This is a genomic window from bacterium (genome assembly GCA_035549195.1).
Taxonomy (GTDB): Bacteria; Oederibacteriota; Muellerivitia; order Muellerivitales; family Muellerivitaceae; genus DASZRK01.
The window spans coordinates 25,251-50,271 of record DASZRK010000076.1; the positions used below are offsets into that span (position 1 = coordinate 25,251).

Annotated in this window: 28 protein-coding genes; 4 read left to right on the forward strand and 24 right to left on the reverse strand. The window is 58.7% G+C overall.

The genetic code is table 11. The features are described 5' to 3' along the window. Positions 1-2 precede the first annotated feature (2 nt). From VHE12_13465 to recG, 7 genes are all read right to left on the reverse strand, one after another. A complete protein-coding gene (locus VHE12_13465) occupies positions 3-995 on the reverse strand; it encodes a beta-ketoacyl-ACP synthase III (GenBank protein HVZ81789.1) in 993 nt (330 codons plus the stop codon). A 1-nt stretch (position 996) separates the two neighbouring features. Next, positions 997-2,055 carry a phosphate acyltransferase PlsX gene (plsX, locus tag VHE12_13470; GenBank protein ID HVZ81790.1) on the reverse strand — a complete coding sequence of 353 codons (1,059 nt, stop codon included), beginning with the start codon at positions 2,053-2,055 and terminating at the stop codon, positions 997-999. Positions 2,056-2,064: 9 nt separating this feature from the next. Continuing rightward, entirely contained in the window at positions 2,065-2,247 is a 183-nt protein-coding gene (rpmF, locus tag VHE12_13475; GenBank protein ID HVZ81791.1) for a 50S ribosomal protein L32, read from the reverse strand. Positions 2,248-2,325: 78 nt separating this feature from the next. After that, positions 2,326-2,841, reverse strand: a complete 516-nt coding sequence (locus VHE12_13480) for a DUF177 domain-containing protein (protein HVZ81792.1) — start codon at positions 2,839-2,841, stop codon at positions 2,326-2,328. Between the two features lie 144 nt (positions 2,842-2,985). Then, the gene (coaD, locus tag VHE12_13485) at positions 2,986-3,474 is read right to left on the reverse strand and encodes a pantetheine-phosphate adenylyltransferase (protein HVZ81793.1); all 489 of its coding nucleotides are present in this window, start codon (positions 3,472-3,474) and stop codon (positions 2,986-2,988) included. Beyond that, a complete protein-coding gene (gene rsmD, locus VHE12_13490) occupies positions 3,467-4,066 on the reverse strand; it encodes a 16S rRNA (guanine(966)-N(2))-methyltransferase RsmD (GenBank protein ID HVZ81794.1) in 600 nt (199 codons plus the stop codon). The genes coaD and rsmD overlap by 8 nt, the downstream gene beginning before the upstream one ends. A gap of 7 nt (positions 4,067-4,073) precedes the next feature. Then, positions 4,074-6,467 carry an ATP-dependent DNA helicase RecG gene (recG, locus tag VHE12_13495; GenBank protein ID HVZ81795.1) on the reverse strand — a complete coding sequence of 798 codons (2,394 nt, stop codon included), beginning with the start codon at positions 6,465-6,467 and terminating at the stop codon, positions 4,074-4,076. Positions 6,468-6,564: 97 nt separating this feature from the next. Here recG and VHE12_13500 point away from each other — a divergent pair, with 97 nt between their 5' ends. Further along, entirely contained in the window at positions 6,565-6,813 is a 249-nt protein-coding gene (locus tag VHE12_13500; GenBank protein HVZ81796.1) for a L28 family ribosomal protein, read from the forward strand. 68 nt (positions 6,814-6,881) lie between these two features. Here the strand turns inward: VHE12_13500 and VHE12_13505 are convergent, their stop codons facing one another. The 9 genes from VHE12_13505 to purM form a co-directional block, all read right to left on the reverse strand. Continuing rightward, complete coding sequence (locus tag VHE12_13505; protein HVZ81797.1) at positions 6,882-7,295, reverse strand: hypothetical protein; 414 nt, start codon at positions 7,293-7,295, stop codon at positions 6,882-6,884. 2 nt (positions 7,296-7,297) lie between these two features. Further along, positions 7,298-7,756 carry a ribose 5-phosphate isomerase B gene (gene rpiB / locus VHE12_13510; GenBank protein HVZ81798.1) on the reverse strand — a complete coding sequence of 153 codons (459 nt, stop codon included), beginning with the start codon at positions 7,754-7,756 and terminating at the stop codon, positions 7,298-7,300. Between the two features lie 14 nt (positions 7,757-7,770). Next, positions 7,771-8,223, reverse strand: a complete 453-nt coding sequence (locus tag VHE12_13515; protein ID HVZ81799.1) for a low molecular weight protein arginine phosphatase — start codon at positions 8,221-8,223, stop codon at positions 7,771-7,773. A 15-nt stretch (positions 8,224-8,238) separates the two neighbouring features. Then, complete coding sequence (locus tag VHE12_13520) at positions 8,239-8,892, reverse strand: L-threonylcarbamoyladenylate synthase (protein ID HVZ81800.1); 654 nt, start codon at positions 8,890-8,892, stop codon at positions 8,239-8,241. 160 nt (positions 8,893-9,052) lie between these two features. Then, complete coding sequence (gene purD, locus VHE12_13525; GenBank protein HVZ81801.1) at positions 9,053-10,330, reverse strand: phosphoribosylamine--glycine ligase; 1,278 nt, start codon at positions 10,328-10,330, stop codon at positions 9,053-9,055. A 25-nt stretch (positions 10,331-10,355) separates the two neighbouring features. Further along, a complete protein-coding gene (purH, locus tag VHE12_13530) occupies positions 10,356-11,915 on the reverse strand; it encodes a bifunctional phosphoribosylaminoimidazolecarboxamide formyltransferase/IMP cyclohydrolase (GenBank protein HVZ81802.1) in 1,560 nt (519 codons plus the stop codon). Between the two features lie 129 nt (positions 11,916-12,044). Then, positions 12,045-12,707 carry a hypothetical protein gene (locus tag VHE12_13535; protein HVZ81803.1) on the reverse strand — a complete coding sequence of 221 codons (663 nt, stop codon included), beginning with the start codon at positions 12,705-12,707 and terminating at the stop codon, positions 12,045-12,047. Positions 12,708-12,780: 73 nt separating this feature from the next. Further along, on the reverse strand, positions 12,781-13,407 hold the full coding sequence (gene purN / locus VHE12_13540) for a phosphoribosylglycinamide formyltransferase (GenBank protein ID HVZ81804.1): 627 nt from the start codon (positions 13,405-13,407) through the stop codon (positions 12,781-12,783). A 39-nt stretch (positions 13,408-13,446) separates the two neighbouring features. Next, the gene (gene purM, locus VHE12_13545) at positions 13,447-14,481 is read right to left on the reverse strand and encodes a phosphoribosylformylglycinamidine cyclo-ligase (protein ID HVZ81805.1); all 1,035 of its coding nucleotides are present in this window, start codon (positions 14,479-14,481) and stop codon (positions 13,447-13,449) included. Between the two features lie 252 nt (positions 14,482-14,733). Between purM and VHE12_13550 the strand changes: the two genes are divergently transcribed. Then, positions 14,734-15,180 carry a hypothetical protein gene (locus VHE12_13550; GenBank protein ID HVZ81806.1) on the forward strand — a complete coding sequence of 149 codons (447 nt, stop codon included), beginning with the start codon at positions 14,734-14,736 and terminating at the stop codon, positions 15,178-15,180. Between the two features lie 7 nt (positions 15,181-15,187). Here the strand turns inward: VHE12_13550 and VHE12_13555 are convergent, their stop codons facing one another. Beyond that, positions 15,188-15,988, reverse strand: a complete 801-nt coding sequence (locus VHE12_13555) for an SseB family protein (GenBank protein HVZ81807.1) — start codon at positions 15,986-15,988, stop codon at positions 15,188-15,190. Between the two features lie 114 nt (positions 15,989-16,102). On the opposite strand from VHE12_13555, the gene VHE12_13560 reads away from it, so the two are divergent. Both VHE12_13560 and VHE12_13565 read left to right on the forward strand, forming a co-directional pair. Continuing rightward, positions 16,103-16,486, forward strand: a complete 384-nt coding sequence (locus VHE12_13560) for a hypothetical protein (protein ID HVZ81808.1) — start codon at positions 16,103-16,105, stop codon at positions 16,484-16,486. 74 nt (positions 16,487-16,560) lie between these two features. Then, a complete protein-coding gene (locus VHE12_13565) occupies positions 16,561-17,817 on the forward strand; it encodes a GGDEF domain-containing protein (GenBank protein ID HVZ81809.1) in 1,257 nt (418 codons plus the stop codon). A 12-nt stretch (positions 17,818-17,829) separates the two neighbouring features. On the opposite strand, the gene purF is transcribed toward VHE12_13565, so the two are convergent. From purF to surE, 7 genes are all read right to left on the reverse strand, one after another. Then, positions 17,830-19,284: an amidophosphoribosyltransferase gene (gene purF / locus VHE12_13570; protein HVZ81810.1), complete on the reverse strand. Its 1,455-nt coding sequence runs from the start codon at positions 19,282-19,284 to the stop codon at positions 17,830-17,832. A 41-nt stretch (positions 19,285-19,325) separates the two neighbouring features. After that, entirely contained in the window at positions 19,326-21,554 is a 2,229-nt protein-coding gene (gene purL / locus VHE12_13575) for a phosphoribosylformylglycinamidine synthase subunit PurL (GenBank protein HVZ81811.1), read from the reverse strand. After that, complete coding sequence (gene purQ, locus VHE12_13580; GenBank protein HVZ81812.1) at positions 21,551-22,249, reverse strand: phosphoribosylformylglycinamidine synthase subunit PurQ; 699 nt, start codon at positions 22,247-22,249, stop codon at positions 21,551-21,553. Before purQ ends, purL begins: the two co-directional genes overlap by 4 nt. Continuing rightward, positions 22,246-22,500, reverse strand: coding sequence for a phosphoribosylformylglycinamidine synthase subunit PurS (purS, locus tag VHE12_13585; protein ID HVZ81813.1), 255 nt, complete (start codon positions 22,498-22,500; stop codon positions 22,246-22,248). Before purS ends, purQ begins: the two co-directional genes overlap by 4 nt. Before the next feature lie 18 nt (positions 22,501-22,518). After that, positions 22,519-23,814: an adenylosuccinate lyase gene (purB, locus tag VHE12_13590; protein ID HVZ81814.1), complete on the reverse strand. Its 1,296-nt coding sequence runs from the start codon at positions 23,812-23,814 to the stop codon at positions 22,519-22,521. A gap of 176 nt (positions 23,815-23,990) precedes the next feature. Beyond that, the gene (locus tag VHE12_13595; GenBank protein HVZ81815.1) at positions 23,991-24,227 is read right to left on the reverse strand and encodes a NifU family protein; all 237 of its coding nucleotides are present in this window, start codon (positions 24,225-24,227) and stop codon (positions 23,991-23,993) included. Then, the gene (surE, locus tag VHE12_13600) at positions 24,224-24,997 is read right to left on the reverse strand and encodes a 5'/3'-nucleotidase SurE (GenBank protein ID HVZ81816.1); all 774 of its coding nucleotides are present in this window, start codon (positions 24,995-24,997) and stop codon (positions 24,224-24,226) included. The genes VHE12_13595 and surE overlap by 4 nt, the downstream gene beginning before the upstream one ends. Between the last annotated feature and the right edge of the window lie 24 nt (positions 24,998-25,021).

Consider the following 25,021-nt stretch of genomic DNA (forward strand, 5'->3'; position numbering starts at 1 on the left):
GTTCACCACCTCACCGCAGAAGAAGCGAGAGTGGTACCGGCCCCGAAGGCGACGAAGACCACGTTATCGCCCTTCTTGACCTTGCCCGCTTTGACCGCGTCCACCAGCGCGATGATGACGGAAGCGGCGGAGGTGTTGCCCACCTTGTCCAGGTTCACGAAAAGTTTGTCCGAAGCCACTTTCAAACGGTCACCAATGGCCTCGATGATCCGGCGATTGGCCTGGTGGGGGATGATGATGGAGACGTCCGCCAATCCGAACCCGGCCCGTTCGGCCGCCTCTACGGTCGCCTCGGACATGACCTTTACCGCCGTCTTGAAGATCTCCTTCCCTTCCATCTTGAGGGTATGAAGCCGTTGTTCGATCGTCTCGGGGCTCGGTGGGAGTTTGCAACCGCCACCCGGGATTTTGAGCAGGTCCGCTTCTTTACCATTGGCGGCCATGAAGGAGGAGAGGATCTCATGTTGGCCTTCCGCGACCGGGCCCAGCACGGCGGCCCCGGCACCATCCCCGAAAAGCACGCAGGTACCACGGTCCTTCCAATCGATGAAGGCGGTCAACTTCTCGGCGCCGATCAGGAGGATATTCTTGAAGGCTCCGCTCTCAATGAGCGATTTCGCCACCGACAGACCGTAGACGAAGCCCGAACAAGCCGCCGAAAGGTCGAAGGCCGCCGCTTGAGGCGCCCCCAACTTGCTCTGCACCCAACAGGCGGTCGCCGGTGTCGGGGTATCAGGGGTGATGGTGGCCACAATGATGAGGTCGAGATCCGTCGGGGAAAGTTTGGCGTCAGCCAAGGCCGCCTTAGCGGCCTCCGTGGCCATGTCCGAGGTCGTCTGGTCGGGGGCGGCCATGTGCCGCTCTTTGATCCCGGTCCGGGTAACGATCCATTCGTCGGAGGTCTCCACGATCTTTTCCATGTCTTGGTTGGTCAGGACCTTCTCAGGGAGATAGGACCCGATTCCCAAGAATCCCGCGCGAATCTTTTGGCTCAATTTATTGATTTCCCTTCGTGGTCTCCGGCTTGTCTTCCACTTGTCCATGCTTTTGGATCTGTTCTTTCAAAAGGCCCATCATGTCCTTGTTCAGACAACGCAAGGTGGCCCGAATGGCGTTCTTCATGGCAAAAGCGTTGGATTTACCGTGGGAGATCAGGCTCAAGCCATCGATCCCCAACAAAGGGGCACCCCCATACTCCTTATAATCAATGGCCCGCTTGAAACGGCGAAAAGCGGGGGCCGCCATCATGCCCCCTAACATCGTGAAAAGGTTGGAGCTCATCTCTTTCTTCAACAGTTTATAGACCAATTCCCCCACACCCTCGATGGCTTTCAGGGCGATGTTCCCGACAAATCCATCGCACACCGTGACGTCCGTATTGCCGTTGACGATATCCCTTCCCTCGACATTGCCGATATAGTTGATCGGTGCTTTCTTCAATAGGACCTGGGTCTCGAAAACCAGCTCGTTTCCCTTGGTCTCCTCCTCCCCAATGGAGAGGAGTCCCACACGGGGATTTTTGAAGTTCAGGACGGTCCGGGCAAAGACCTCACCCATCAGGGCGAATTGGAGCAGATGCTTGGCCCTGCAGTCCACGTTGGCGCCGGCATCCACGAGGACGGAAGCTCCTTGGACCGAAGGAACGATGGTAACGATGGCGGGTCGATAGACACCATCGATCCGGCCGCAATGCATCAGGGCCGCGGCCATGGAGGCCCCGGAATTGCCTGCCGAAACGGTGGCATCCACTTCCTTGCGTTTCACCATTTCGGCGCACCGCATGACGGAAGAATCCCTTTTTTGTTTGCAGGCCTGGGCCGGGCTCTCGCCCATTTCCACGACCTCACGGGCATCGACGATGGAGATGGAATTTTTGGGGTAATCGCCCGCGTTCTCAAGTTCGCGTTCGATGTCCTCTTTACGACCTACCAACACGACCTCGAGGTCGTGGTTGGCAAGTCCGAGGACTTCCGAGTCCTTCACGGCAAGGACGGCCCCCAGGACGATCTCCCGGGGGGCGTGATCCCCACCCATGGCATCCAAAGCAATTCGCATTGGGGAAGGTTAGGCGATTTCCACGCTGACGACTTCTTTGCCCTTGTAATAACCGCAAGTGGGACAAACGCGGTGGGGCAACTTGGCGCTCTTGCACTGGGGGCAGGTCGAGAGCGATTTGCCCTTGATCTTCCAGTTGGTGCGCCTTTTATCCCGGCGTTGACGGGAGTGCCGGCGTTTTGGGTTAGCCATGAAGAACCTCCGAAATTTTGAGGACCGAACGCTTTCTGGTCGAGGAACCGCCGGGGCCCTAGGGCCAGAGGTGCCTTGTTAGAACTTGAAACTCTTCAGGACATCCCACCGCGGGTCTGCGGGAGGCTCCTGGCAATCACAAGACCCTAGGTTCAGGTCCTGACCGCAACAACCACACAACCCCCGGCAATCATCCTTGCAAAGCGCCCGCATGGGCACCGACAAAAGGACCGTCTGCCGGATCTGGTCCCCGATATCCAGGATATCGCCCTGGAAATAGACCACTTCCATCTCCCCTTCGGAGAATTCCTCGGCGCCCGGCATGTCTTCCGGCTGGGGCCTGTAATGGACCTCGAAGTAGGACTTGAAAGGGGTCTCGAACTCCCTCAGGCAACGGCCACAGGCCAAGAGCATCCGGCTTTTGACCCATCCCTTGGCCGAGATCATGTCCCCGTTCTTCGCCAATTCGCAATAAATGGCCAGGGGTTCCCGGTTCAACTCGGGGGTCAGCTCGATCCCAAGGGCTCGAGCCCACTCGGTCCTTTCCAGGACCAAGTCTTCCTGCTCCAAAGACCTTAATTCCACCTTCAGCATCGGCCCTAGCCCCCGTCACCCCGAATGGAGGGGCCAAGATCCGTTAGCCAAAAAAGCGTGAAAAACTAACATTCCGGCCCTCAAAAAGCAAACGAATTATAGGAATCGCGTGGAAATGGTGTCAAGGCAAAGGGCTGTAAATGGCTATTTCCGCCCCAAACGTTCACGGAGGGATCTTTCGACCGCAGCAGGCACGAAATCCTTCACGTCCCCGCCTAATTTGGCGACTTCTTTGATGGCGCTGGAGGAAATGAAAATGAACTTTTCGTTGGGGACCAAGAAGAGCACTTCCACCTTTTTATGAAGGCTCCGGTTGATCAAAGCCATCTGGAACTCATGTTCAAAGTCCGAAACGGCCCGCAAGCCCCTAAAAATGAAGTTCGCCTTGATCTCCTTGGCGTAATCGACCAAAAGCCCCTCGAAAGAAGAGACCTTGATCTTGGGCAAATGCTTGGTGGTCTTTCTCAAGAGTTCGACCCTTTCCTCGATGGAGAAAAGGACGTTCTTCGAGGGATTGGCGACCACCGCCATATAAAGCACGTCGCAAAGGCCAGCCGCCCTTTCGGCGATATCCAAATGGCCATTGGTCACTGGGTCGAAGGAACCGGGGTAAAGACCAATCTTTTTAGGCATTTCGCTCTTTCTCCCCAGCCAGGGGGGGCTCTTCCCTTTTAAAGAGGGAGAGATAAGTATCCCCATACTTCTTTTGGCGGACCAAGGAATAGGGAAATTCTCCCGCGAGCTCCGTGTCTCCCGCACCATGCTCCACCGCGAAGATCCCACCCTCTTTCAAGATGGGATACTGCATCAATAAGTGTTGGAGCTGTTTCAGGACACCTTTTTCATAGGGCGGGTCGGCCAGTAGGATATCAAAACTCTTACCCTCCTGATGGAGCAAATAAAAGGCCCTGGCCACATCGGACGACAGGACACGGGCATTTTCGACCGGTTTGCGCGGGTTTATCCCGAAACTCTGAAGGTTCTCGTAGATGAGCTTGAGGCTGTCCGGGGCCTTTTCGACGAAGACCACCTCGCGCGCGCCACGGCTCAAGGCCTCGATCCCCAGATTTCCGGTCCCGGCATAGAAGTCCACAACGGAACAACCGGCGACCGGTTCGAGCATATTGAAAAGGGCGCCCTTCACCTTGTCCGAAGTCGGCCGGATCCGCATGTTCTTGGGCGCCTTGACCGAACGACTTTTATATTTGCCGGCAATGATTCGCATATTTTCCCTATGAGATCTGGGCCAAGTCCAACAAACCCCTGTACCGGGACTCAAGCCGTTCTCGCAATGACTTATTCTCACTTCTTTTAAGTCCGGGGTCGATATCGGCGATCTCCAGGGCTTTCTTCCGGGCCTCCTCGACCACATCCACGTCCCTTTTCAGGTCGACCAGCCCGCCCTCCCTACGCCCGGACTGGGCCACCCCGAATATCTCGCCCGGTCCCCGCATTTTGAGGTCCACTTCCGACAGTTTAAAGCCATCCAAGGTCGAAACCATGGTCTTCATGCGTTGGACCGCGTCGCTGGAGATGATCGGCGAGGTGACCAGGTAGCAATAGGCCTGGTTGCCGCCCCGCCCCACTCTTCCCCGCAACTGGTGGAGTTGGGCCAGACCGAACCTTTCGGCGTGCTCCACAACGATCATGGTGGCGTCCGGGATGTCGATGCCGACCTCCACCACGGTCGTGGCGACCAGCATTTGCAATTCCCTGTTCCGAAAGGCGGCCATGACCGATTCCTTCTCTTCTTTTTTCATCTTGCCGTGCAGGAGACCGATCTTGAACCCATGAAAGACCTCTTTTTGGAAATGCTGGTGCATCTGGACGGCCGATCGTAGGAAGGTCTTGGATTCCTCGACCACCGGGAAAACCCAAAAAACCTGTTCCCCCTTGAGCATCCTCTCCTTGGCGAAAACATAAACTTCGCTCTTTTGGCCCTCGTTCTTCCAGAAGGTCTTGATGTTCTTTTTCCCCTGCGGGAACTCGTCCAAGACAGAAAGGTCCGTGTCCCCATACTCGGTCAAGACCAGGGCCCGGGGGAACGGGGTCGCCGTCATCATGAGGCAATCGGGCCACTTACCCTTGGTCTCCAGGGCCGCCCGCTGCATGACCCCGAACTTGTGCCGTTCGTCGATGACCATGAACCCCAGGTTCTTGAAGCGGACCTGGTCCACTAAAAGGGCATGGGTCCCGACCGCCACATCCGCTCGGCCCTCTTCGACCGCCGCCAAGGCTTCCCGCTTTTCCTTGGCTTTCATATCGCTTGTCAAAAGACAGGTCCTCAAACCGGTGGGAGCGAGGATGCTTTCAAGGTTCTGGAAATGCTGGCGGGCCAGGATCTCGGTGGGGGCCATGAAGGCGCTTTGGACCCCCGAATCGGCCGCGTAAAGGAAAGCGATGGCCGCCACTAGGGTCTTGCCGCTCCCCACGTCCCCTTGTAAAAGCCGGTTCATGGGATGGGGTTTTGCCAGGTCTTCCCGGATCTCTTTCAAGACCCGTTTCTGCGCACCCGTTGGTGGAAAGGGGATGCTCTTTCGGAAGCAGAGTACCCGCTCCCCCTCGAAGAGGTACCGGCGTCCCTTTTTCCGTTTCTCGATGGCCTTGCGTTTCAAAAGCAGGAATGTCTGCAAGGTCAAAAGCTCATCGAAAGCCAGCCGTTTTCGGGCCCGTTCAAAAGCTTCCAGGCTCTCTGGGTGATGGATCTGAAGGACGGCCTCCCGGAAACCCAGACCCCCAAAGGCGCTTCCCTCCCGAGTCTCCATTGGCAAGACATCCCCGTACCGGGCCAGCACCCCGTCGATGAGATTCCGCCAGAAGGCTTGGGTCAGGGTCGAGGTCGCGGGATAGAAGGTCAAGACCTTTCCCGACTTCAGCACCTCCTCTTCCACGGGCTCAAGGAACTCAAAGGTCCCATTGCTACCGACGACCTGTTTTCCCCACTTGCTGATCTGGGGTGTCTCATGCAAAAGAACCCATCGGCCATTGGTCAGGTCCCTTTTAAGATAAGGGCGATTGAACCAGACCCAGCTCAAATGGCCGCTGGAGTCTTGGAGGACCGTTTTGACCATGCTCCGGGGCCCCCGCCGTTGTTCGGAGATGCTATTGATACGGGCCAAAATGAAATAAGGCTCTTCCCGGTTGGAACATTGGGCGATGGGGGTCAAGGAGGCTCCATTCACGGCCCACTTGGGGGAATAGAGGAGAAGGTCCCTCACCGTCTTGAGTCCGGTCAGTTGGAACGCCCGATGTTTATCCTTGGGGACCAGGGGCAAAAGCGGATCGTCCAGGTTGGAGCCGTTCTCAGACTTGGCGGTCAGGGTCGCTTCCTTGGGGACCCTCCCGATCCACCGCTCGATCCCGGCGAGGCTCTCCCCGATCAAAGCCTCCCTTTCTTCCTTCTGCAGGGTCATGTACTGGGAAAACTGCCGCCGCAACCCCAACAGGAAGCCCTCGAATTCCTTGTTTACCTCCCAGGGGAAAGGACCCCGGGACAAAAGTTCCTGACATTCATGGAGAATATAACGGTCCAGCCCCTTGAGGACCGAGCGGTTCCCGAACCCTTGCTTTTGTTCCAAACGGAGGGGTTTCAACCAATTTTCCATCTGCTTTCGGATCGGGGGCATGGGGACCTTGCAGGGGGGCGAATGGCTTAAAAAGGCTTGTTTAAAAGAAAAACCTCCGCCTATAATGCGCGGCTAGTTTACCAAGAGGAGATTTTTTATGGCTCAAGTTTGTGACATCTGTTCCAAGGGGCCCATCAAGGCCCGCAAGATCACCCGCCGCGGTAAGTCCAAGAAAGAGGGCGGGATCGGGTTGAACATCACCGGCGTTCACCTGCGCCGCCAAATGCCCAATCTGCAGACCATCCGCGCCATCGTGGACGGTCGTCCACAGCGCATCCTGGTCTGCACCCGTTGCCTGCGTTCGGGCAAGGTCCAAAAGCGCCAGCCGGTCCGAAAGGCGTCCTGACGTACCTTTAAGAACCAAAAAAGCCGTCCCACCGAGGTGGGGCGGCTTTTTTTATGCCCAAATGGCGGTCAGCGGAGCGCCCGGCCCCGGTATTTCCAACCGTTCCCGTTCCAGGTCCAAAGGAACGTCTCGTTCGAGAAGCTTTCCACGCTTCCCGATTGGAAGGTCCAGGTCAATTTGACCTTGGCCGTGCCGTCATTCACCCAGGCCATGGAGGACACCTGGGCGTTGGTCAGGGTGCCATCCTGGACCCAGCTTTGGGTGATCTGTTGCTTCAACTGGTCCCCCCCGGGGATGCTTCCATCGGTCCAGCGGAAGGCCTCGGTCCAATTGCCCTGGAGAACCGCCGCCGAAAAGGAATCCACGGTCTGTTTGAGTGCCTGTTCCCGGGCGACCTTTTCCTCGGGCGACAAGGAGCAACCAGCCAACAGGACCAGCAGTCCGATCAGAAAGAACGGTTTCGGGAAAAAAGATCGGTCCATCGTCATCCCTGGTTCGAATTCTTTTTTTCCAGGTCGGTGATCTCACCCACCCGGCGAACATGGCGTTCTTCCTTGCTGAACGGGGTTTCCAACCAAACATCGGCCATTTTCAGGTTCGCCTCGACGGGCAATTCACGGCCCGCCAGGGAAAGGACGTTCGAATCGTTATGGGACCGCGTCTGCTGGGCCATCTTTTCGGTGAAGACCAGGGCCGCCCGGACACCCGGGACCTTGTTGGCCACGATGGACATGCCGATCCCGTTGCCACAGACCAGGATGCCCCGTTCCACTTCACCGGTCGCGACCGCCCCAGCGACCTTTTCGCCGAACAACGGATAATCGCTGGGCTGGGCGTCATAGGCGCCGAAATCCTCCACCTTGTGACCCTTTTCTTGTAGGTGTTTCACCAGGGCCTGCTTGAGGTCAAAACCGGCATGATCCGAACCGATGGCGATCTTCATTATCCGTTCCCTCGTTAGTTCTTTAGGCGGTCCAACGACCTTAAAAGATATCCTTCGATCTGATCCAATGCCGCTTGATAGGCCTCGACCGGCTGTCCCACCGGGTCCTCCACGTCCGTCATTCCTTCTCCGGCCAATTCCGAGAGGACCAAGACCTTGGGCTCGAGCGCGGGCATCTTCTTGACGATCATTTCCTTATGTTTAGCCGTCATGGTGAGGATCAGGTCGCTTTCCATCACCAGGTTCTTGCCCAGCGGTTGGGTCTGATGCCCGGAGATATCCACATCCTTGGTCCGACAAGCTTCCACGGCTTCCGGGGCCACGGGCAAGCCGGCAAAGGCCGCCAACCCGGCCGACCGGACCTCCAGATCCAGCCCCTGGTCCTTGGCCATTTTTTTCAAGAGGCCCTCGGCCATCGGGCTACGGCAGGTATTCCCGGTGCAGACAAAGAGGACCTTTTTAGCCACCGGGGACCGCCCGTTTTATTCTTGGATGAGTTGGGCCAGGAGTCCTTCGACCCGGGCGACTTCCTCTTTGGAAACGCAGCCGGTGCGGACGATATTGAGGTGTTTGCGGTCGAATTTCGCGATGGCGGTCTCCCCACCCAGGGGGCACACGCCCGCGTCCAGGGCGGCGTCCACCTTTTCCAGGATCTCCGGGTCCACTTCATCGAACCGCACCGGACTTTTCCCGCCTGAAAGATTGGCGCTGGAAACGGCCAGGGTATCTCCCGCGGTCCGCAAAAGTTCCAGGGCAATGCCGTGGTCCGGGCAACGAAGGGCGATGGTCCCGTCCGGTCCCACGCCTCCCTGCGCCAGTTGGACCCTGGCGCGAGTGATCAGGGTCCAAGGACCGGGCCAGATCTTCTTGAGGATATCCAGGTCCTTTTCCTTGAAATCCGCGATCTCCAAGGCCACCTCGGGCCGTGAAATGAGGATCGACAGGGACTGGTTCAGGGGCCGGTCCTTGATCTGGAAGATGCGTTTCAGGGCGTCCGGCTTCTTCACCGAACAACCGATGTCATAGACCGTATCGGTCGGGAAAACGGCGATACCGCCTTCCTTGATGACCTTGGCCACTTGCTGGAGGTTCGCCGGGGTATAAGGCAATGATTTGATGTTGGTTTTTTCGCCCATGGTATTTTCCATACTAGGTTTTATGTGCCTTCCGCCCGACTCGACCGTCCCGTCAATTTTCTCAGAAAAAAGGCGTTTTTTCAGCTGATTTTAAAAAAAGATGGGACATCACAAGAAGGATTTCCAGTGCCTAAAAGCCGGATCGCCTTGGCGGTTTCGGTCAGATCTTGCGCTCCAGAGCTCTCCAACCGATATCCTTGCGGAACTGGGCTCCTTGGAAATGGATCCTTTCCACCCCCCGATAAGCCGCGGACAGGGCGGCACGGATATCGTCCCCCAAACCCGTCACGCAAAGGACCCGTCCGCCCGAGGTCAGGACCTTGTCGCCGTCCTGAACGGTCCCCGCATGATAAACGTAGGCATCGCCGAGGCTGGCCGCCTCTTCAAGACCTTGGATCTCCGTCCCCTTGGGGTAAGGCCCTGGATAACCCGACGCGGCCATCACTACACAAGCTGCGGGCCGCTCATCCCATTCGATCTTCAAATGCGACAACTTTCCCTGGGCCACCGCCAGACAAATGTTCACGAAATCGGTCTTGAGCCGGGGCAAGACCACCTGGGTTTCCGGGTCCCCGAACCGGCAGTTGTATTCGATGACCTTGGGACCGTCCCGGGTGATCATGAGGCCTGCGTAAAGGACTCCCCGGTAAGTAATTCCCCGTTTTTTTAATCCCGCTAAGGTGGGTTTGAATATCCTCTCCAGGATCACCGTATCCAGTTCCGGGGTCACCACAGGCGCGGGGGAATAGGCCCCCATCCCTCCCGTATTGGGCCCCTTGTCGCCATCGAATATTCTTTTGTGGTCCTGGGCACTCACCATGGGGACGATCGATTCCCCATCCACGAAGGCAAGAATGGAAGCTTCTTCCCCATCCAGGAATTCCTCGATAACGACCTTGTTCCCGGCCTCGCCAAAGACCTTCTTCCCCATGGCCTCCTGGAGGGCTTCCTCGGCTTGGGTCGAGGTTTCACAGACCGTCACCCCCTTTCCGGCCGCCAAACCATCCGCTTTGACGACGATGGGGGCCCCTTCCTTGCGCACATAGGCGAGGGCTGCCGCCAGATCGGAAAAAGTGGCGGCCTTCGCCGTCGGTATCCCGTTGTCGAGCAAAAGTTGTTTGGTGAAATCCTTGCTTCCTTCCATTTGGGCCCCATCCCTCGTGGGTCCGAAGACCTGGAAACCTTCTCGGATGAGCTCATCGGCCAGGCCCATGCAAAGAGGAACCTCGGGACCAATGACCACCAGGTTGGGTTTGTGGTCCTTGCACCATTTCACAAGGCCAGGAATATCTTCTGCCTTGAGAGGAACACACTCGGCTAATTGGGCGATGCCAGCGTTGCCTGGGGCGCAAAAGAGTTTTGGTTGTCGTTTTGACTTGGAGAGGGCGTGGCAAAGCGCATGTTCGCGCCCGCCGGAACCTACGACCAGGATGTCCAAGTTCTCCCCCTGAAACGATGGTCGGTCAGTGCTTGAAGTGCCTGTAGCCCGTGAAGATCATCGGGATGCCATGCTCATTGGCGGCCGCAATGACCTCGGCGTCGCGGACACTGCCGCCGGTCTGGATGATGGCGGCGATCCCGGCCTTGGCGCAGGCGTCCACGCTGTCCCGAAAGGGTAAAAGGGCGTCCGAGGCCATGACCGCACCCTTGGCCTTCTCTCCCGCCTGCTGGATGGCGATACCCAGGGACCCGACCCGGTTCATCTGCCCGGCGCCCACCCCCAACGAGACCCCGTTTTTCACCAGGACGATCGCGTTGGATTTCACGTGCTTGACCAGTTTCCAGCCGAATTCCATATCCTTGGCCAGTTTCGGGTCCGGTTGTCTGTCCGTCACGATCTTGTATTGGGCCTTGTCCTCGGGGGTCTGGTCGAAATCCTGGACCAGGAAGCCGCCCTCCACACGGCGGATATGGAAACCGGGGACCATTTCCTTGACCGTCCCCAACCCTTCCAGACCCATGACCCGAAGGTTCTTGCGGGCCTCGAAGGCTTTCAGGGCCGCGGTGTCATAGGAGGGCGCCAAGATGATCTCGAAAAAGCTCAATTTCTCCAGGATGACCTTGGCGCAAGCCTCGCTCACCGGCCGGTTCACCGCCACGATCCCCCCGAAAGCCGAAAGGGGGTCCGCTTCCAGGGCCTTCACGAACGCCTCCGTGGCATCCTGGCCGATGGCCGTGCCGCAAGGGTTGGTATGCTTGATGATCGTGACGGCCGGTTCGTCGAATTCCTTCACGATCATGAGGGCCGCATCGGCATCCATGATGTTGTTGTACGAAAGCTCCTTGCCTTGGAGTTGTTTCGCGTTCGCGATGGTCGGCAGGGCATTCTTGCGGTCCCGGTAGAAGGCCGCAGGCTGGTGGGGATTCTCCCCATATCGCATTTCCTGCACCTTCAGTCCCGAGAAGTTGAAGATGTCCGGCCATTTTTTCTGGGAAAGGCGGCGGTGCAGGTAGTCGTGGATCATTCCGTCGTAGCGTGACGTGTTCCCGAAGGCCTCGATGGCCAGTTCCTGGCGCAGCTTGAAGGTCGTGGCCCCCTCATGCTCCGCCATCTCCTTCATCACCGCGTCATATTGGGCGGCCGCCGTGACCACCGTGACGCTCCGATAGTTCTTCGAGGCCGATCGGATCATGGAAGGCCCGCCGATATCGATGTTCTCGATGGCATGTTCCAGTTCCACGTTGGGCTTGGAGATGGTCGCCTCAAAGGGATAGAGGTTCACGCAGACCAGGTCGATGGGTTGGATCTTGTGCTTGGCGATGGTCTCCATGTGTTCCTGGTTGTCCCGCAAGGAAAGGAGCCCGCCGTGGACCACCGGATGCAGTGTCTTGACCCGGCCATCCAGCATTTCGGGGAACCCGGTCACCTCCGAGATATCCTTCACCGCAAGGCCCGCATCCTTGATGGCCTTGGCCGTCCCTCCGGTCGAGATCAACTCGACCCCGTGGGCAACCAGGGCTTTGGCGAAATCAATGAGCCCGGATTTATCCGAAACGCTCAATAAAGCCCGTTTGATCTTCACCAGATCTTGCGCCATCGCGGCCTCCGTGATCAATTGTGGATAGGACGCTACACCGTACCAAACCTGCCAGTGGTTTTAAAATAAAAAAGGCCCGCTCCCGAAGGGAACGGGCCCGACAAAGCCTTCGTCTTAATGCATCGCGTCCTTGGCGTTCTTAGCGGCATCCATGTTGGCGGCGTTCGCGCCACCATTGACGGCATTGTTCTGGAGAGCCCCCAGTTTCTTTCCGCCACCCTTTTCGTCGCCACCGTCCTTCATCATATTATTGGAGTTCAGCGAGCCCTTCTTCATCATCATCTTCTTTCCGCCACCCTTCTCGTCCCCGCCGTCCTTACCCATCGCCATCGATTTCTTGCCGCCACCTTTTTCGTCACCGCCGTCTTTGCCCATCATCATCGACTTTTTCCCGCCGCCCTTCTCGTCACCACCATCTTTGCCCATCATCATGGACTTCTTGCCACCACCCTTCTCGTCGCCACCATCCTTGCCCATCACCATCGACTTCTTGCCACCGCCCTTCTCGTCGCCACCATCCTTGCCCATCACCATCGACTTCTTCCCGTCCTTGGACATGGACAGGTTCTTCTTGTTGGCTTTGTCCATGCCGATGAGAATTCCTTTTTTCCCGGCGTTATTGGACATTTTGGCATCTTTCTTTCCGGCTTGGTCCGTCATCGCCTTGTTCTCGGTGGGCTGAACAATCTTGTTCGTTCCTCCCGACATTTCATCCGCGCTGGCTTGATAGGAGACCCCAAACATCAGTAACGCTGCCACAACAAGCGTTTTTTTCATCGTCGCTTCCTTTCGGCAATGGGATTAAAAACGGCGGTATTGTACCGGGGGGGTGGCTAGAACCAGGGAAAAATCAATTTAAAATCCTGACCCGGTCTTCCACGACCTTGATCTTTCCCTCGCAAAAGAGACGGACAGCCTCCGGATAAAGACGGTGTTCCACCTTCAAGACCCGGTCGGCAAGGGTTTCGGGGGTATCCCCCGGCAGGACCTTCACGTCCCCTTGAAGGATAATGGGACCCGCGTCCACCCCTTCGGTCACGAAATGGACCGTGGCGCCCGATTCCCTTTCCTTCGAGCGGATGACCGCCTCATGGACATGGTGCCCATACATGCCTTCCCCTCCGAATTTTGGCAAAAGGGCAGGATGGATGTTCATCATGCGGTAAAGGTAGGGGCGGATCAGGACCGGGGTGAGGATCCGCATATAGCCCGCCAGGCAGATGAGATCGATCCTCTTGGCCTGGCACAAGCCGAGGACATCCCGGTCATAGGCTTCCCGGGTACCCGGATATCCCTTGCTGGCGATGGAGACGGATTCGATACGGTGCTTTTCGGCCCTTTCCAGGGCTCCTGCCGTCGGGACATTGGAGAAGACCAGGCTGAGGCGGCCCTTGGGAAAGGTTCCCGCATCCTGGGCGTCGATCAGGGCTTGGAGGTTGGAACCGCCGCCGGAAGCGAAAACCGCAATCTTGATCATCCGGAGATCCTTCCTGTCCAAGGTCCCATCGGACATCCGTTAAACGAACTCGACGCCCTTCGGACCTTTCACCACTTCCCCGATCAGCATGGGCTGTCCGCCGTTCTTCTTGAGTTCCTTCATGGCCTTGGCGGCGTCCTTGGCTCCGACGATCAGCACCATCCCGATCCCCATGTTCAGGGAGCGGTAGGCATCCTCCTCGGGAACATTCCCGAGCCTAACCAACCACTTGAAGACCGGCGGAATGGGCCAGGATCCCTGGTGAAAACGGATGCGGCGGCCTTCCGGCAAGACCCGGGGCGGATTCTCCAAAAGACCGCCTCCCGTGATATGGGCCATGGCCTTCACCCGGACCTTATCGAGGATCGGATAGATCTCGTGGAAATAGCTCTTATGGGGCACCAGCAGGACCTCCCCAATGGGGCGGTTCGAGACCTCCCGGACCGCATCCTGGTACCGCACCCGGGCCACATCCTTGACGATCTTGCGGGCCAGGGAGTAACCATTCGTATGGAGAGAAACGGAGGGAAGGCCGATGCAGAGGTCCCCGGGCGTCACGTCCCGTCCGCGGATGACCCGGTCTTTCTCGACCACCCCCACGATGGTCCCGGCGATGTCGTAATCGCCCGGCTTATAGACCGAGGGCATCTCGGCGGTCTCGCCCCCGACCAGGGCCAGGTCCGTTCTGGCGCAAACATCCGCCATACCTTCCACCATCTGTTCCACAACGGCCGGGTCGAGCTTGCCCCCTGCGATGTAGTCGAGGAAAAAGAGCGGTTTTGCGCCTTGGACCAGGATGTCGTTGATGGAATGGCCCACGATGTCCATGCCCAGGCCCTTGAAGCGGCCCATGGCCACCCCGATCTGGGTCTTGGTCCCTACCCCGTCGGTCGAGCTGACCAACACGGGTCTGCGGTACCGCTTGGTATCGAGCTCGAAAAGACCGCCGAAAAGGCCGATGTCGGCCAGGACGTGCTTATTGAAGGTCCTCTTCACGTGTTTCTTGATGCGGCGGACGGCTTCGTTCCCTTTATCGATGTTCACGCCGGACGAACGGTAAGTGATCCTTTTCAAGGAAAGCTCCGGATGGGGGATTGGGACGGCCTATCGTAAAGGCTCCCTTAGGAGCGAACAAGGGCAAAGCAGGAGGAGCTTCCCAACCGGAGGATCGCAACAAGGCTTTGGATTCCAGCCGATGGCGCCCAACAAAAACCTTCCGGTCAGCGCTCCAAAAGCTTCCCCCGGTGGCTCTTGGAGCCCGCAGTCTTCTTGAAGGTTTCGGGCCAAAGTAGGATAATTCACCCCAATAAGAGCAAGGGGTGCCGTATGCGATCTTTCTTCATTTTGGCCATTTGCATCGTTTTCGGCGGCATGTTGATCACCACCCTCGCCTGCCCCTATGTCGGACCCCATTACCCCGTCACCTATGGCCTGACCCCCACTCCGACCGCCCCGCCCAGCGTGGCCATCACCATCTCCGGAACCGGCACCTACTCCACGGCCCCAAGCGCCGTGACCGTCTCCTCTTCCGGCGTGGTGACCGTGACGGACCAAAGCACCTACGGCTCGAACTTCCAGTTCTTCATCGGGAATGCCACCGCCTGCGCCCCGCTCACGTTGACCGTTCCGGCCGGCGGCACTGCGGTTTTCAGCGGGACCCCGTTCTCCACCCCGGGGATCTATTACTACCACGACATGAACCTTTCGAGTTGCGGAGTCACTTCCTGCGCCTCCACCTGCACCGCACCTTCGGGCACCATCGTCGCCCAATAGCCCGCCCTCAAGGGAATATCCTTACCCCTTTCTCGCGGATGGCTTCGGCCCACTCATGTCCCCCGTCCAACGGCAACATATCCAGGTAGTCGTCCTTCTCAAAGAAGCGTCCGATCCCCTTCCCGATCGCCTCCAAAAAGGGCCGCACCGAACCTTCCATCGGCGCCGCTGGATATCGGATCGCCAATAACAGGTGGGGTGATCCATCGCCGATGGCGAGCAGGACCAAGAAGGCCTCCTCGATCCCTTTCCCGGAGGCCAGATGTCCTTTCAAATACTCGACCAGCCCCTGTTTCCCCCCTAACTCCGGCGCTTCGAAGCGGTAGTTCGTATTGGAACGGGAAAGGACCGTATGCACTCCCTCTCCACCTTGGATCGGCAAGGTCCCCTCGGCCAGCATTCCGAGTTCCATCCGGGTGATCCGGCCGCCGATCGGCCCCGCCGGATTGATGATGATCTGGTCCACCTTGTTCTGCACCGCCAGCGCAAAAACCTGCCGTCCCTGGATGGCCACGTAGGCTTCTGGAAATTGAGGCCGCCACTGGTGGAGCGCCGCGCGGCTCGTGAAGGCAAGCCACAGGACCTCACCTTTTTCGCTCGGATGGGTCACCAATTGCAGTTCCTTCAAGGGCTGCCCGCCCAGGGCGGGGTCCAACTCGCGGGGCAACGGAAGGAGCAATGTCCCCTTCAGGAGCTCCAGGTAAAGCACCCGTCGGACCTTCATGTCCGGATGGGTGGCCATCTCGGCCATGATCCGCTCCAGGCCGGCGTTCCCGTCCCGCTGTTTGAAAAGTCCGAAGAAGTTCATGGAGTCCCCACAGGTTCAACGAAAAGCCAAATTCCCGGAGGTCGCGGTCGGTTGCGCCCGGTCCCTTCCGGGGGTAGAATCACACCATCCTATCCCTGCCGTCCAAGGAAAGACATGTCCTCCAAGGTCAAGATCTTCGCCGTCGGCGCCGTCTTCATCCTCTTCGCCTTCTTCTCCTTTGCCTGCCAATCGGACCACGGCACCACGCCCGTCGCCCCCACCATGATTTCCTATGGTGCGGGAAATGTCTTCGTCCCTTCGGCTGTCACCATCCGTTCCGGCTCCACGGTCATTTGGGACAGCAGCTTCGGTTTCTTCCATACCCTGCATATCGATGACGGGGCCAGTAATTGTGTCACGGACTATATTGGCTATCCCGTCACCCTCACCTTCAATAGCCCCGGTAAATTCGGCTTTCATTGTGACTATCACTCATCCTGCGGCGCAGGTTCCTGCCTCAATTGCACCGGCATGGCCGGTTATGTAATGGTCAAGTGACCCAACCCGCATTGACCGGCCTCGGCCGCGCCTCTCGATCGTTCCACCTTTAAACCCACGGATACCAGGACCCTATGGCCTCCAAGCTCAAGTGGTCGATCTTTTACCTGTTCTTTGGGGCCCTCCCCCTTTTCTACTCCTGGCTCCCCGAATCCGCCCGGTTCCATCCCGCCGATGGGACCTTGGACGCGCTCACTTTCGCCCCCTACCTGACCCTCTTCCTGGTCGCTTTGCTGGGCCTTCAAGTCAACCAAACCCGCGTTTTTTGGGCGGCAGGCCTCCTTTTTCTGACCTACCACCTCCTCCTTCACCCGAACGCCTTTTGGCTGAAGGAAACGACCCATCCTGTCGCTTGGCAGGTCCTGGCCGCCGGCTTTCCCTTGAGCCTAGTCATTCTCTATGGGATGAAGGAAAGCCGCCTCTTCAGTGATTGGAGCTTGGCCCGCGTCCTGTTAGGGCTCTTTCCGGTTTTTCTGTTCGCTTCCTGGGCTGCCTGGGCCCCCGATCTTTATGAAAAGGTCCTTTTTTGGTCCTCCTATCCTCCCGTCACTCACCACACCCTGCCCCCCTTGGCCTGGGTGGACGCCCTGCCATTTTTAGCCCTCCTCTTCTGGGGCCATGACCAGAAACTCAAGCCCTTCCTGATCGCCCAGACCGCCGTCCTTCTGCCCTACTGGACCGCTCTTCAATGGGGTCTCCGCGAAAGGAGCCCGGGTTCCTTCCCCGATCCGGTCGCCGAAACCATCCTTCCCTTCGGCGCCCTGGCCCTGATCCTGCTCTTCGCTCTTTTCCGGATCTTTGTCCAAAAAGCTTACTGGGATCCCCTCACCGCGGTCCACAACCGCCAAGCCCTGGACGAAAGGTTGAACACCTTGACCCAGGATTACGTCCTGGCCATGGTCGACATCGACCATTTCAAGGGCTTCAACGACACCTACGGCCACGATGAAGGGGACAATGTCTTGAGGATGGTGGCCCAGCATCTCCAGGACGCGCTCGGGGACCGGGTCCACCGCTATGGTGGCGAGGAATTTTGCGTGGTCTTCGAGGCTGGCGGTCTGGAAAGCGCCCAGGCCAGCATGGAAAAGGTCCGGGCCTCCTTGGCCGCCCGCAGGTTCACACTTCGCGGAAAGAGGACCGGGACCCATTCCCGTTTGAAGAACCCATTCAAGAGGAAGGAACCGCGGGGCAAAAGGGTGGGGATCACCATCAGCGTCGGCGTGGCGGCTTCCGGGGAAAGAACAGAGACCTTCGAACAGGTCATCAAAAAGGCCGACCAAGCCCTTTACAAGGCCAAGGAACAGGGCCGCAACCGGGTGGTCACGGCTTGAGGTTCCCCGATCTCAGCACTTGGCCGCTTCGAGGCTGTATTTTTCGGTCTCTTCGTCGAAGGGCACCGGATACTTGGCGGTGAAGCAAGCCGCGCAATGGCCTTGGGGCGTTCCTTCCACCGCTTTCATCATGCCTTCCACCGAAAGATAGGCCAAGCTGTCCACCCGAAGATAGGTCTGGATCTCCTCCAATGAATGTGTCGCGGCGATAAGTTCCTTTCGACTTGGGAAATCCATTCCATAGAAACAAGGCGAAATGATGGGCGGCGAGGTGATGCGCAAGTGCACCTCCTTGGCCCCCACCTGACGGATCATCTTCACGATCTTGCGCATGGTGGTGCCCCGGACGATGGAGTCGTCGATCAGGACGACCCTTTTCCCCTCCATGGCCTCGCGTACGGCGTTATATTTCAGCCGGGCGCCGAAATCCCGGATGGACTGGTCGGGTTCGATGAAGGTCCGGCCCACGTAGTGGTTCCGGACCAGTCCCATCTCGTACGGGATCTTGGCTTCGGCGGCAAAACCGGTCGCGGCCATATTGGACGAATCGGGCACGGGAACGACCACGTCGGCGGGAACATAGGCCTCCTGGGCCAGGATGGCCCCTAGGCGTTTGCGCACCTTCTGGACGCTGGTGTTGTAGATGCGCGAATCGGGGCGGGCGAAATAGATGTATTCGAAGATGCACATGGATGGACTCGTCTTCTCGAAAGGCTTGATGGAGACCAGGCCATTCTCGTTGATGAGCACGATCTCCCCCGGTTCCACGTCCCGGACGTATTTGGCGTCCACGATATCGAAGGCGCAGGTCTCGCTGGCCAGGACCCAGGAATCCCCCAGTTTGCCCAGGCAAAGGGGACGGAACCCCTGGGGATCCCGCATGCCCAGCATCCCCTCGTCGGAAAGGATCAACAGGGAATAGGCCCCGCGCACCTGCCGCAGGGACTCGATGAGACACTCGATCAGGGTATGGGCGCTGGAACGGGCCAGGAGATGGACGATGACCTCCGAATCCACGGTCGAGACAAAAATGGAACCCCGGGCCTCCAGTTCATCCCGGATGCGCCGCGCATTGACCAGGTTGCCATTGTGGGCGATGGCGATGGAACCCCGGGAATACTCGACCGCGATGGGTTGGGCGTTGCGCAACTGGCTGGATCCGGTGGTGGAATAACGGACATGACCGATGGCCGCACGGCCCGGCAATTCCTTGAAGGCTTCCTCATCGAAAATATCGGCGACCAACCCCATGCGTTTGTGGTTATAAAGACGGCCGTTGTCGAGGGTACAAATGCCTGCCGATTCCTGGCCCCGGTGCTGGAGGGAGTGGAGGCCCAAATAGGAGATCTTGGCGGCTTCCGGATGGCCGAAGACGCCGAAGACACCGCATTGGTCGTGGGGTTTGTCATCATCCACCCAAGGACGGTGCTCGATCTTCCTGGAGCCTTCCTGCGACTCTTCCACCATGGGTCCCATCCTTTGGTCTAATTTCCGGGCCTTTGGCCCGGTCAAGCCATCTGCTTTTCGATGCTCGTGAAGAAAATTTCCGCCAACCGTCCAACGGGTGCTTGGACCTCATGTCCGATGGAAAGATTGACCCCGCCCACCTGCCCAATTCTCTCACAAGGGACGCCCATTTTCCCGGCCAAGGCGGCCAATTCGGCCTCCTTTTCCTTTCGGCAGGAAACGATAACGCGGGACTGGGCTTCCCCGAAAAGCCGCCCATCCAACCGCCCCGTTCCCGGTAGGCTCACCTCGGCCCCCAGGATCGGGGCTTCATGGGTCTGCCCGGTGACGCAGCATTCGGCCAGGGCGACCGCGAAACCTCCGTCGGAACAATCATGGGCGCTCTGCAACAATCCCTGGTCCGCCGCGACTTTCAGGAACTTATGCAGCTTCCCTTCGGCCTCCAAGTTCAATTTAGGGCAGGCCCCGGTCTTTTTTCCATGGAGGAGATGCAAATAACGGCTTCCGCCGATCCCCGTCCCGATGTTCCCCAACAAATAGACCCCATCCCCCTCCTGTTTGAACCACTGGGTGACAGCCTTGGAAACGTCCTCCAAGAGGCCGATCATGCCGACGATCGGGGTGGGGTCGATGGCTCCGGTCGGGTTCTCGTTATAAAGAGAGACATTGCCGCCTGTGATGGGGATCTCGAAAGCCCGGCAAGCCTCGCCCAAACCCGCAATGACCCGGTCGAAGTAGTAATAGACCTCGGGTTTCTCCGGGCTCCCAAAATTAAGGCAGTCGGTCATGCCAATGGGGCTTGCCCCCGAACAGGCGATGTTGCGCGCGGCTTCCGCCACCACGATCTTCGCCCCTTCATAGGGGTCCAGGGCACAATAGGACCCGTTCCCATCGATGGCCATGGCCAAACCCGTCCGAGCGCCCTTGACCCGCAACACCGCGGCGTCGGACCCGGGCCGTACCAGCGTATTGGAACGGACCATATGGTCATATTGTTGGTAGACCCAGCGTTTGCTGGCGATCGAAGGGTCGGCCAGGAGTTTTTCCAGGACCTCTTTGGGGTTCTTCACGTCGGGGATGGAGCTTTCGTCGAATTCCCGGTGCTTCTTGAGGATAGCCGGTTCGCTTTTCGACGGATGATAGACCGGTGCTTCGGTCAGTGAATCGGCCGGAACGTCCGCCACCACCTTCCCGTTCTCCTTCACCACCATCCGGCCCGTGTCGGTCACCACCCCGATGGTGGCGGCATGAAGATCCCACTTGGCCAGGATGTCGTGCACCTTCTGCTCGCAACCCGGCTTGGCCACCAAGAGCATCCTTTCCTGCGATTCGGAGAGCAGGATCTCGTAGGGGGACATGCCTTTCTCGCGTTTGGGCACCTTGGCCACGTCGATCTCGATGCCGGCCCCACCCCGGCTGGCCATCTCGCAGGTGGAACAGGTCAGGCCCGCCGCGCCCATGTCCTGGATGCCCACCAAAAGATCGCTGTGGATGAGCTCCAGGGTGGCTTCCATCAAGAGTTTTTCCATGAAGGGGTCCGCCACCTGGACGGCGCTCCGTTTCTCGGTGGATTCGTCACTGATCTCAGTGGAGGCGAAGGTGGCCCCATGGATGCCGTCCCGGCCCGTGGTGGCCCCGATATAGATGACGGGATTGTTCACGCCCGAGGCCCGCCCCTTGATGATGTGCTCATGGCGCACCAGGCCCACGCTCATGGCGTTGACCAGGCAGTTCTCGGAATAACTCTCGTCGAAGACCACCTCCCCCGCCACCGTGGGGATACCCATGCAGTTGCCATAATCGGCGATGCCGTGGACCACACCCGCAAAGAGACGGCGGACTTTCGGGTCGGATAAGGGGCCGAAGCGCAGGGAGTTCAGGTTGGCCACAGGCCGGGCACCCATGGTGAAGATATCGCGCAGGATCCCGCCCACTCCCGTGGCCGCGCCCTGGTAGGGCTCGATGGCGGAGGGGTGATTGTGGGACTCGACCTTGAAGGCCACCGCCCAACCCTCCCCAATGTCCATGATCCCGGCGTTCTCGCCCGGCCCCTGGAGGACCCGGGCACCCTGGGTCGGAAGGGTCTTCAGGAGGGCGCGGGAATGCTTATAGCCACAGTGTTCGCTCCACATGACCGAATAAAGACCCAGCTCGGTGATATTGGGTTTGCGGCCCAGGATCTTGCAAATATGGTCGTATTCGTCGGGCTTGAGCCCGTGTTCCTTGATGACCTGGGGGGTGATCTCCACATCCATGATGGAAGAACTCATTTTGATGCTCCCACGGTGGAAAGAATGGATTCCCAGAAATATTTGCCATCATGACTTCCCAGGAGATCCTCGCCCGAGCGGTCAGGGTGGGGCATCATCCCGAAGACATTCCGCTTTTCGTTACAGACCCCAGCGATGTTCTCCAGCGACCCATTGGGATTGGATTCCTCGGTCACCTTCCCCTGGGCGTCGCAATAACGCACGAGGATCTGCCGGTTGTCCTTCAGCTTCTGGAGCCCGGTCGGGTCGATGAAGTAATTCCCTTCCCCATGGGCAATGGGGATCTTGAGCGCTCGATCCTGGGGACAGGCGTTGGTGAAGGGGCTGTCTTTGCTCTCGACCTTCAGATAGATGTTCTTGCAGATGAATTTGAGGGACTTGTTGCGGATGAGCACCCCCGGCAGGAGCCCTGCCTCGCAGAGGATCTGGAACCCGTTACAGATCCCGAAGACCAACCCGCCCTTGGCGGCAAAATCGGCCACCGAACGCATGACGGGCGAGAAGCGGGCGATGGCGCCGGTCCGCAGGTAATCCCCGTAGGAAAAGCCCCCGGGAACGATGACACAATCGGGGTTCCGCAGGTCCGTTTCCTTGTGCCAGACCATCTCCACCGGCTGGCCCATGACGTTACGCACGACATATTCGCAATCATGGTCGCAATTGGAGCCCGGGAAGACGGTGACCGAAAACCTCATTTTTTCTCCAGGGTGAAATGATAGGATTCGATATTGGGGTTGGCCAGGAGCTTGTCGCAGATCTCATCGACCTGTTTCTTGGCTTTTTCCTCGGGAAGCGAACCGTCCAGCTCCAGTTCGGTGAATTTGCCCATCCGCACCCCCGTGATGGCCGGATATCCCATTTGATGGAGGGCCCGTTGGACCGTGGACCCCTGGGGGTCCTGGACGGAGGGTTTCAGGGTCACATAAACACTGGCATGCCAAGTCATGGTTCCGCTCCTAACGGGTCAAAGAATGCCCGATCTTTTCAGGATGTAATCCACGTTCTTCAGATGATAGGAAAGGTCGAAGCATTCATTGATCTCCGCCGGTTCCAGGACGCGGGTCACATCCGGGTCCGCCTCAATGAGGGCCCGGAAGTTCGCCTCATTTTCCCAAGCGTTCAGGGCGTTGCGTTGAACGATGGCATAGGCCTTTTCCCGCGTGTAACCGCGACGCACCAGGGCCAAGAGGACCTGCTGGGAGGAGACAAGACCCCGGGTCAAGTGGATATTACGTTTCATGCGGGCAGGATAGACGTTGAGTTTCGCCATTACGTTGATGAACTTGGCCAGCATGTAGTGAAGCAGGATGCAGGCATCGGGCAGGATGATGCGCTCCGCCGAGGAATGGGTGATGTCCCTTTCGTGCCAAAGGGCCACGTTCTCCTGGGCGGCCAGGGCATAACCACGCATGACCCGGGCCAAGCCCGCCACCCGCTCCGCTGTCAGGGGGTTCCGCTTGTGGGGCATGGCCGAGGAGCCTTTTTGTCCCTTAGCGAAGAATTCCTCCGCCTCCAGGATCTCGGTGCGCTGAAGATTGCGGATCTCGGTGGCGAACTTCTCGAGCGAGGAGGCGATGACCGCGAGCACCGACAGGAAATAGGCGTGCCGGTCGCGTTGGAGGGTTTGGGTGGAGACCGGGGCCGGTTTCAGCCCAAGCCGCTTGCAGACATAGCTCTCGACGCGGGGGTCGATGTTGGCGAATGTCCCGACGGCGCCGGAGATCTTCCCCACCGCCACTTGCTCCCGGGCCAGGGTCAAGCGCTCCAGTTGACGGCCCACCTCGTCGTACCAAAGGGCCATCTTGAGGCCGAAAGTGACCGGCTCGGCGTGGACTCCATGGGTGCGGCCGATCATCATGGAATAACGGTGGGCCCTGGCCTGTTTTTTGAGGACTTGTTTCAGCACCTTGAGCTGTTCGATCAGAAGATCGGCCGAGGCCGTCAACTGGAGGGCCTGGGCGGTATCCACCACATCGGTGGAAGTGAGCCCCATATGCACGAAACGGGAGGAGGGCCCGATGTTCTCGGCCACCGCCGTCAGGAAGGCGATCAAATCGTGGTTGGTCTTTGCCTCGATCGCGTCGATGCGCTTAACGGTGAACTTGGCCTTTTTTTGGATGTTCTTGAGGTCTTGGGTGGGTATCTTCCCCAGCTTGTTCCACGCCTCGCAGGCGGCGATCTCGACCTTCAACCAGGATTCGAACTTCTGGTGCTCGGACCAATGGTGGCCCATCTCCGGGAGGGTGTAGCGCGGGATCAAAGGGACCCTTTCTGAAAAATATGGTCTACCCGGACCCGGAGCGCCCTAAGAAAGGCACCGGATCCGCCAACGGCCGGCCAAGGTGAGCGAGGAAGAGGAAAAAAGGAAGAACGGCGCCAGTATAAAGAAGCGTATAGATGGAAACCACAAGAAAAAGGACAAGCCATCTTTGCCGGTCAGACCGTTTCGACCCCGGCCACTTCGCCGACCTCGGCCTTCAAGAGCCGTTCGATGCCCGCCCGCAAGGTCGGAAGCTCGGCCGGTCGGCAGGTCGCACAAGTTCCCGACAACCGGACCCGCACCACATGATCGGGCGTGATCTCCACGAGGTCCAATTTTGCGCCGTCCTTCCCGAGAAGTTCCTGGACCTCGGAAAGGACCTTCCGGATGCGGCCGTTCAATTCCTCGCTCATGGAAGGTCCTCGAAAGGTTCGAGGATCCAATCGGAAAAATGGGGAAAATGATGCTTGGCGGTCAGGTCCAGGTGGAGCGGTGTCAGGGAAACGAAACCTTCCCGGACTTTCGCCACATCGGACCCCGGATGCTCCTCCGCGGGTTCGCTGGGGCTATTGAGGACGTAGCTGAAATGATCCTTCAGTTCCCCGTGGGGTTCCAGGTCGTCAATGTGCCGGAATTGCCCCTGATGGGTCACGGCCATCCCCTTCAACTCGCGGGCCTCCAAGGGAGGCACATTGACGTTCAAAAGGACCCCGGGCGCCAGCCCCTTTTCCCGCACCCGAATGGCCACCTGGCGAGCCACAAGGGCGCTGGCGGTGAAATCCTTGTAATGATGGCTGGTCAGGGAGATGGCCACCGCCGGGATGCCCAATAGCACCGCTTCCGCGGCCGCCGCCACGGTCCCGGAATAAAGGATGAGCGACCCGAAATTGGCCCCTTGGTTGATGCCGGAGACCACTAGGTCGGGCCGCCAGGGGAGGAGCTTCAGGACGGCGGTCCGGACGCAATCGGCGGGGGTACTGGCCACACTGAAGGAAAGCGGAAGTTCGGCCCAGGCGGGTTTTTGGACCTTGAAAGGCGCGTTCAAGGAAATGGAATGGCCGGTGGCGCTGGCTTGTTCCTCGGGGGCCGAGACGGCGATCTCCCCCAGGTCCTTGAGGGCCCCGTAGAGTGCCTTCAATCCTTGGGCCCGGATACCGTCGTCATTGGTCAGGAGAATACGCATGGGGAACCAGCCTTTAGTCCGCGG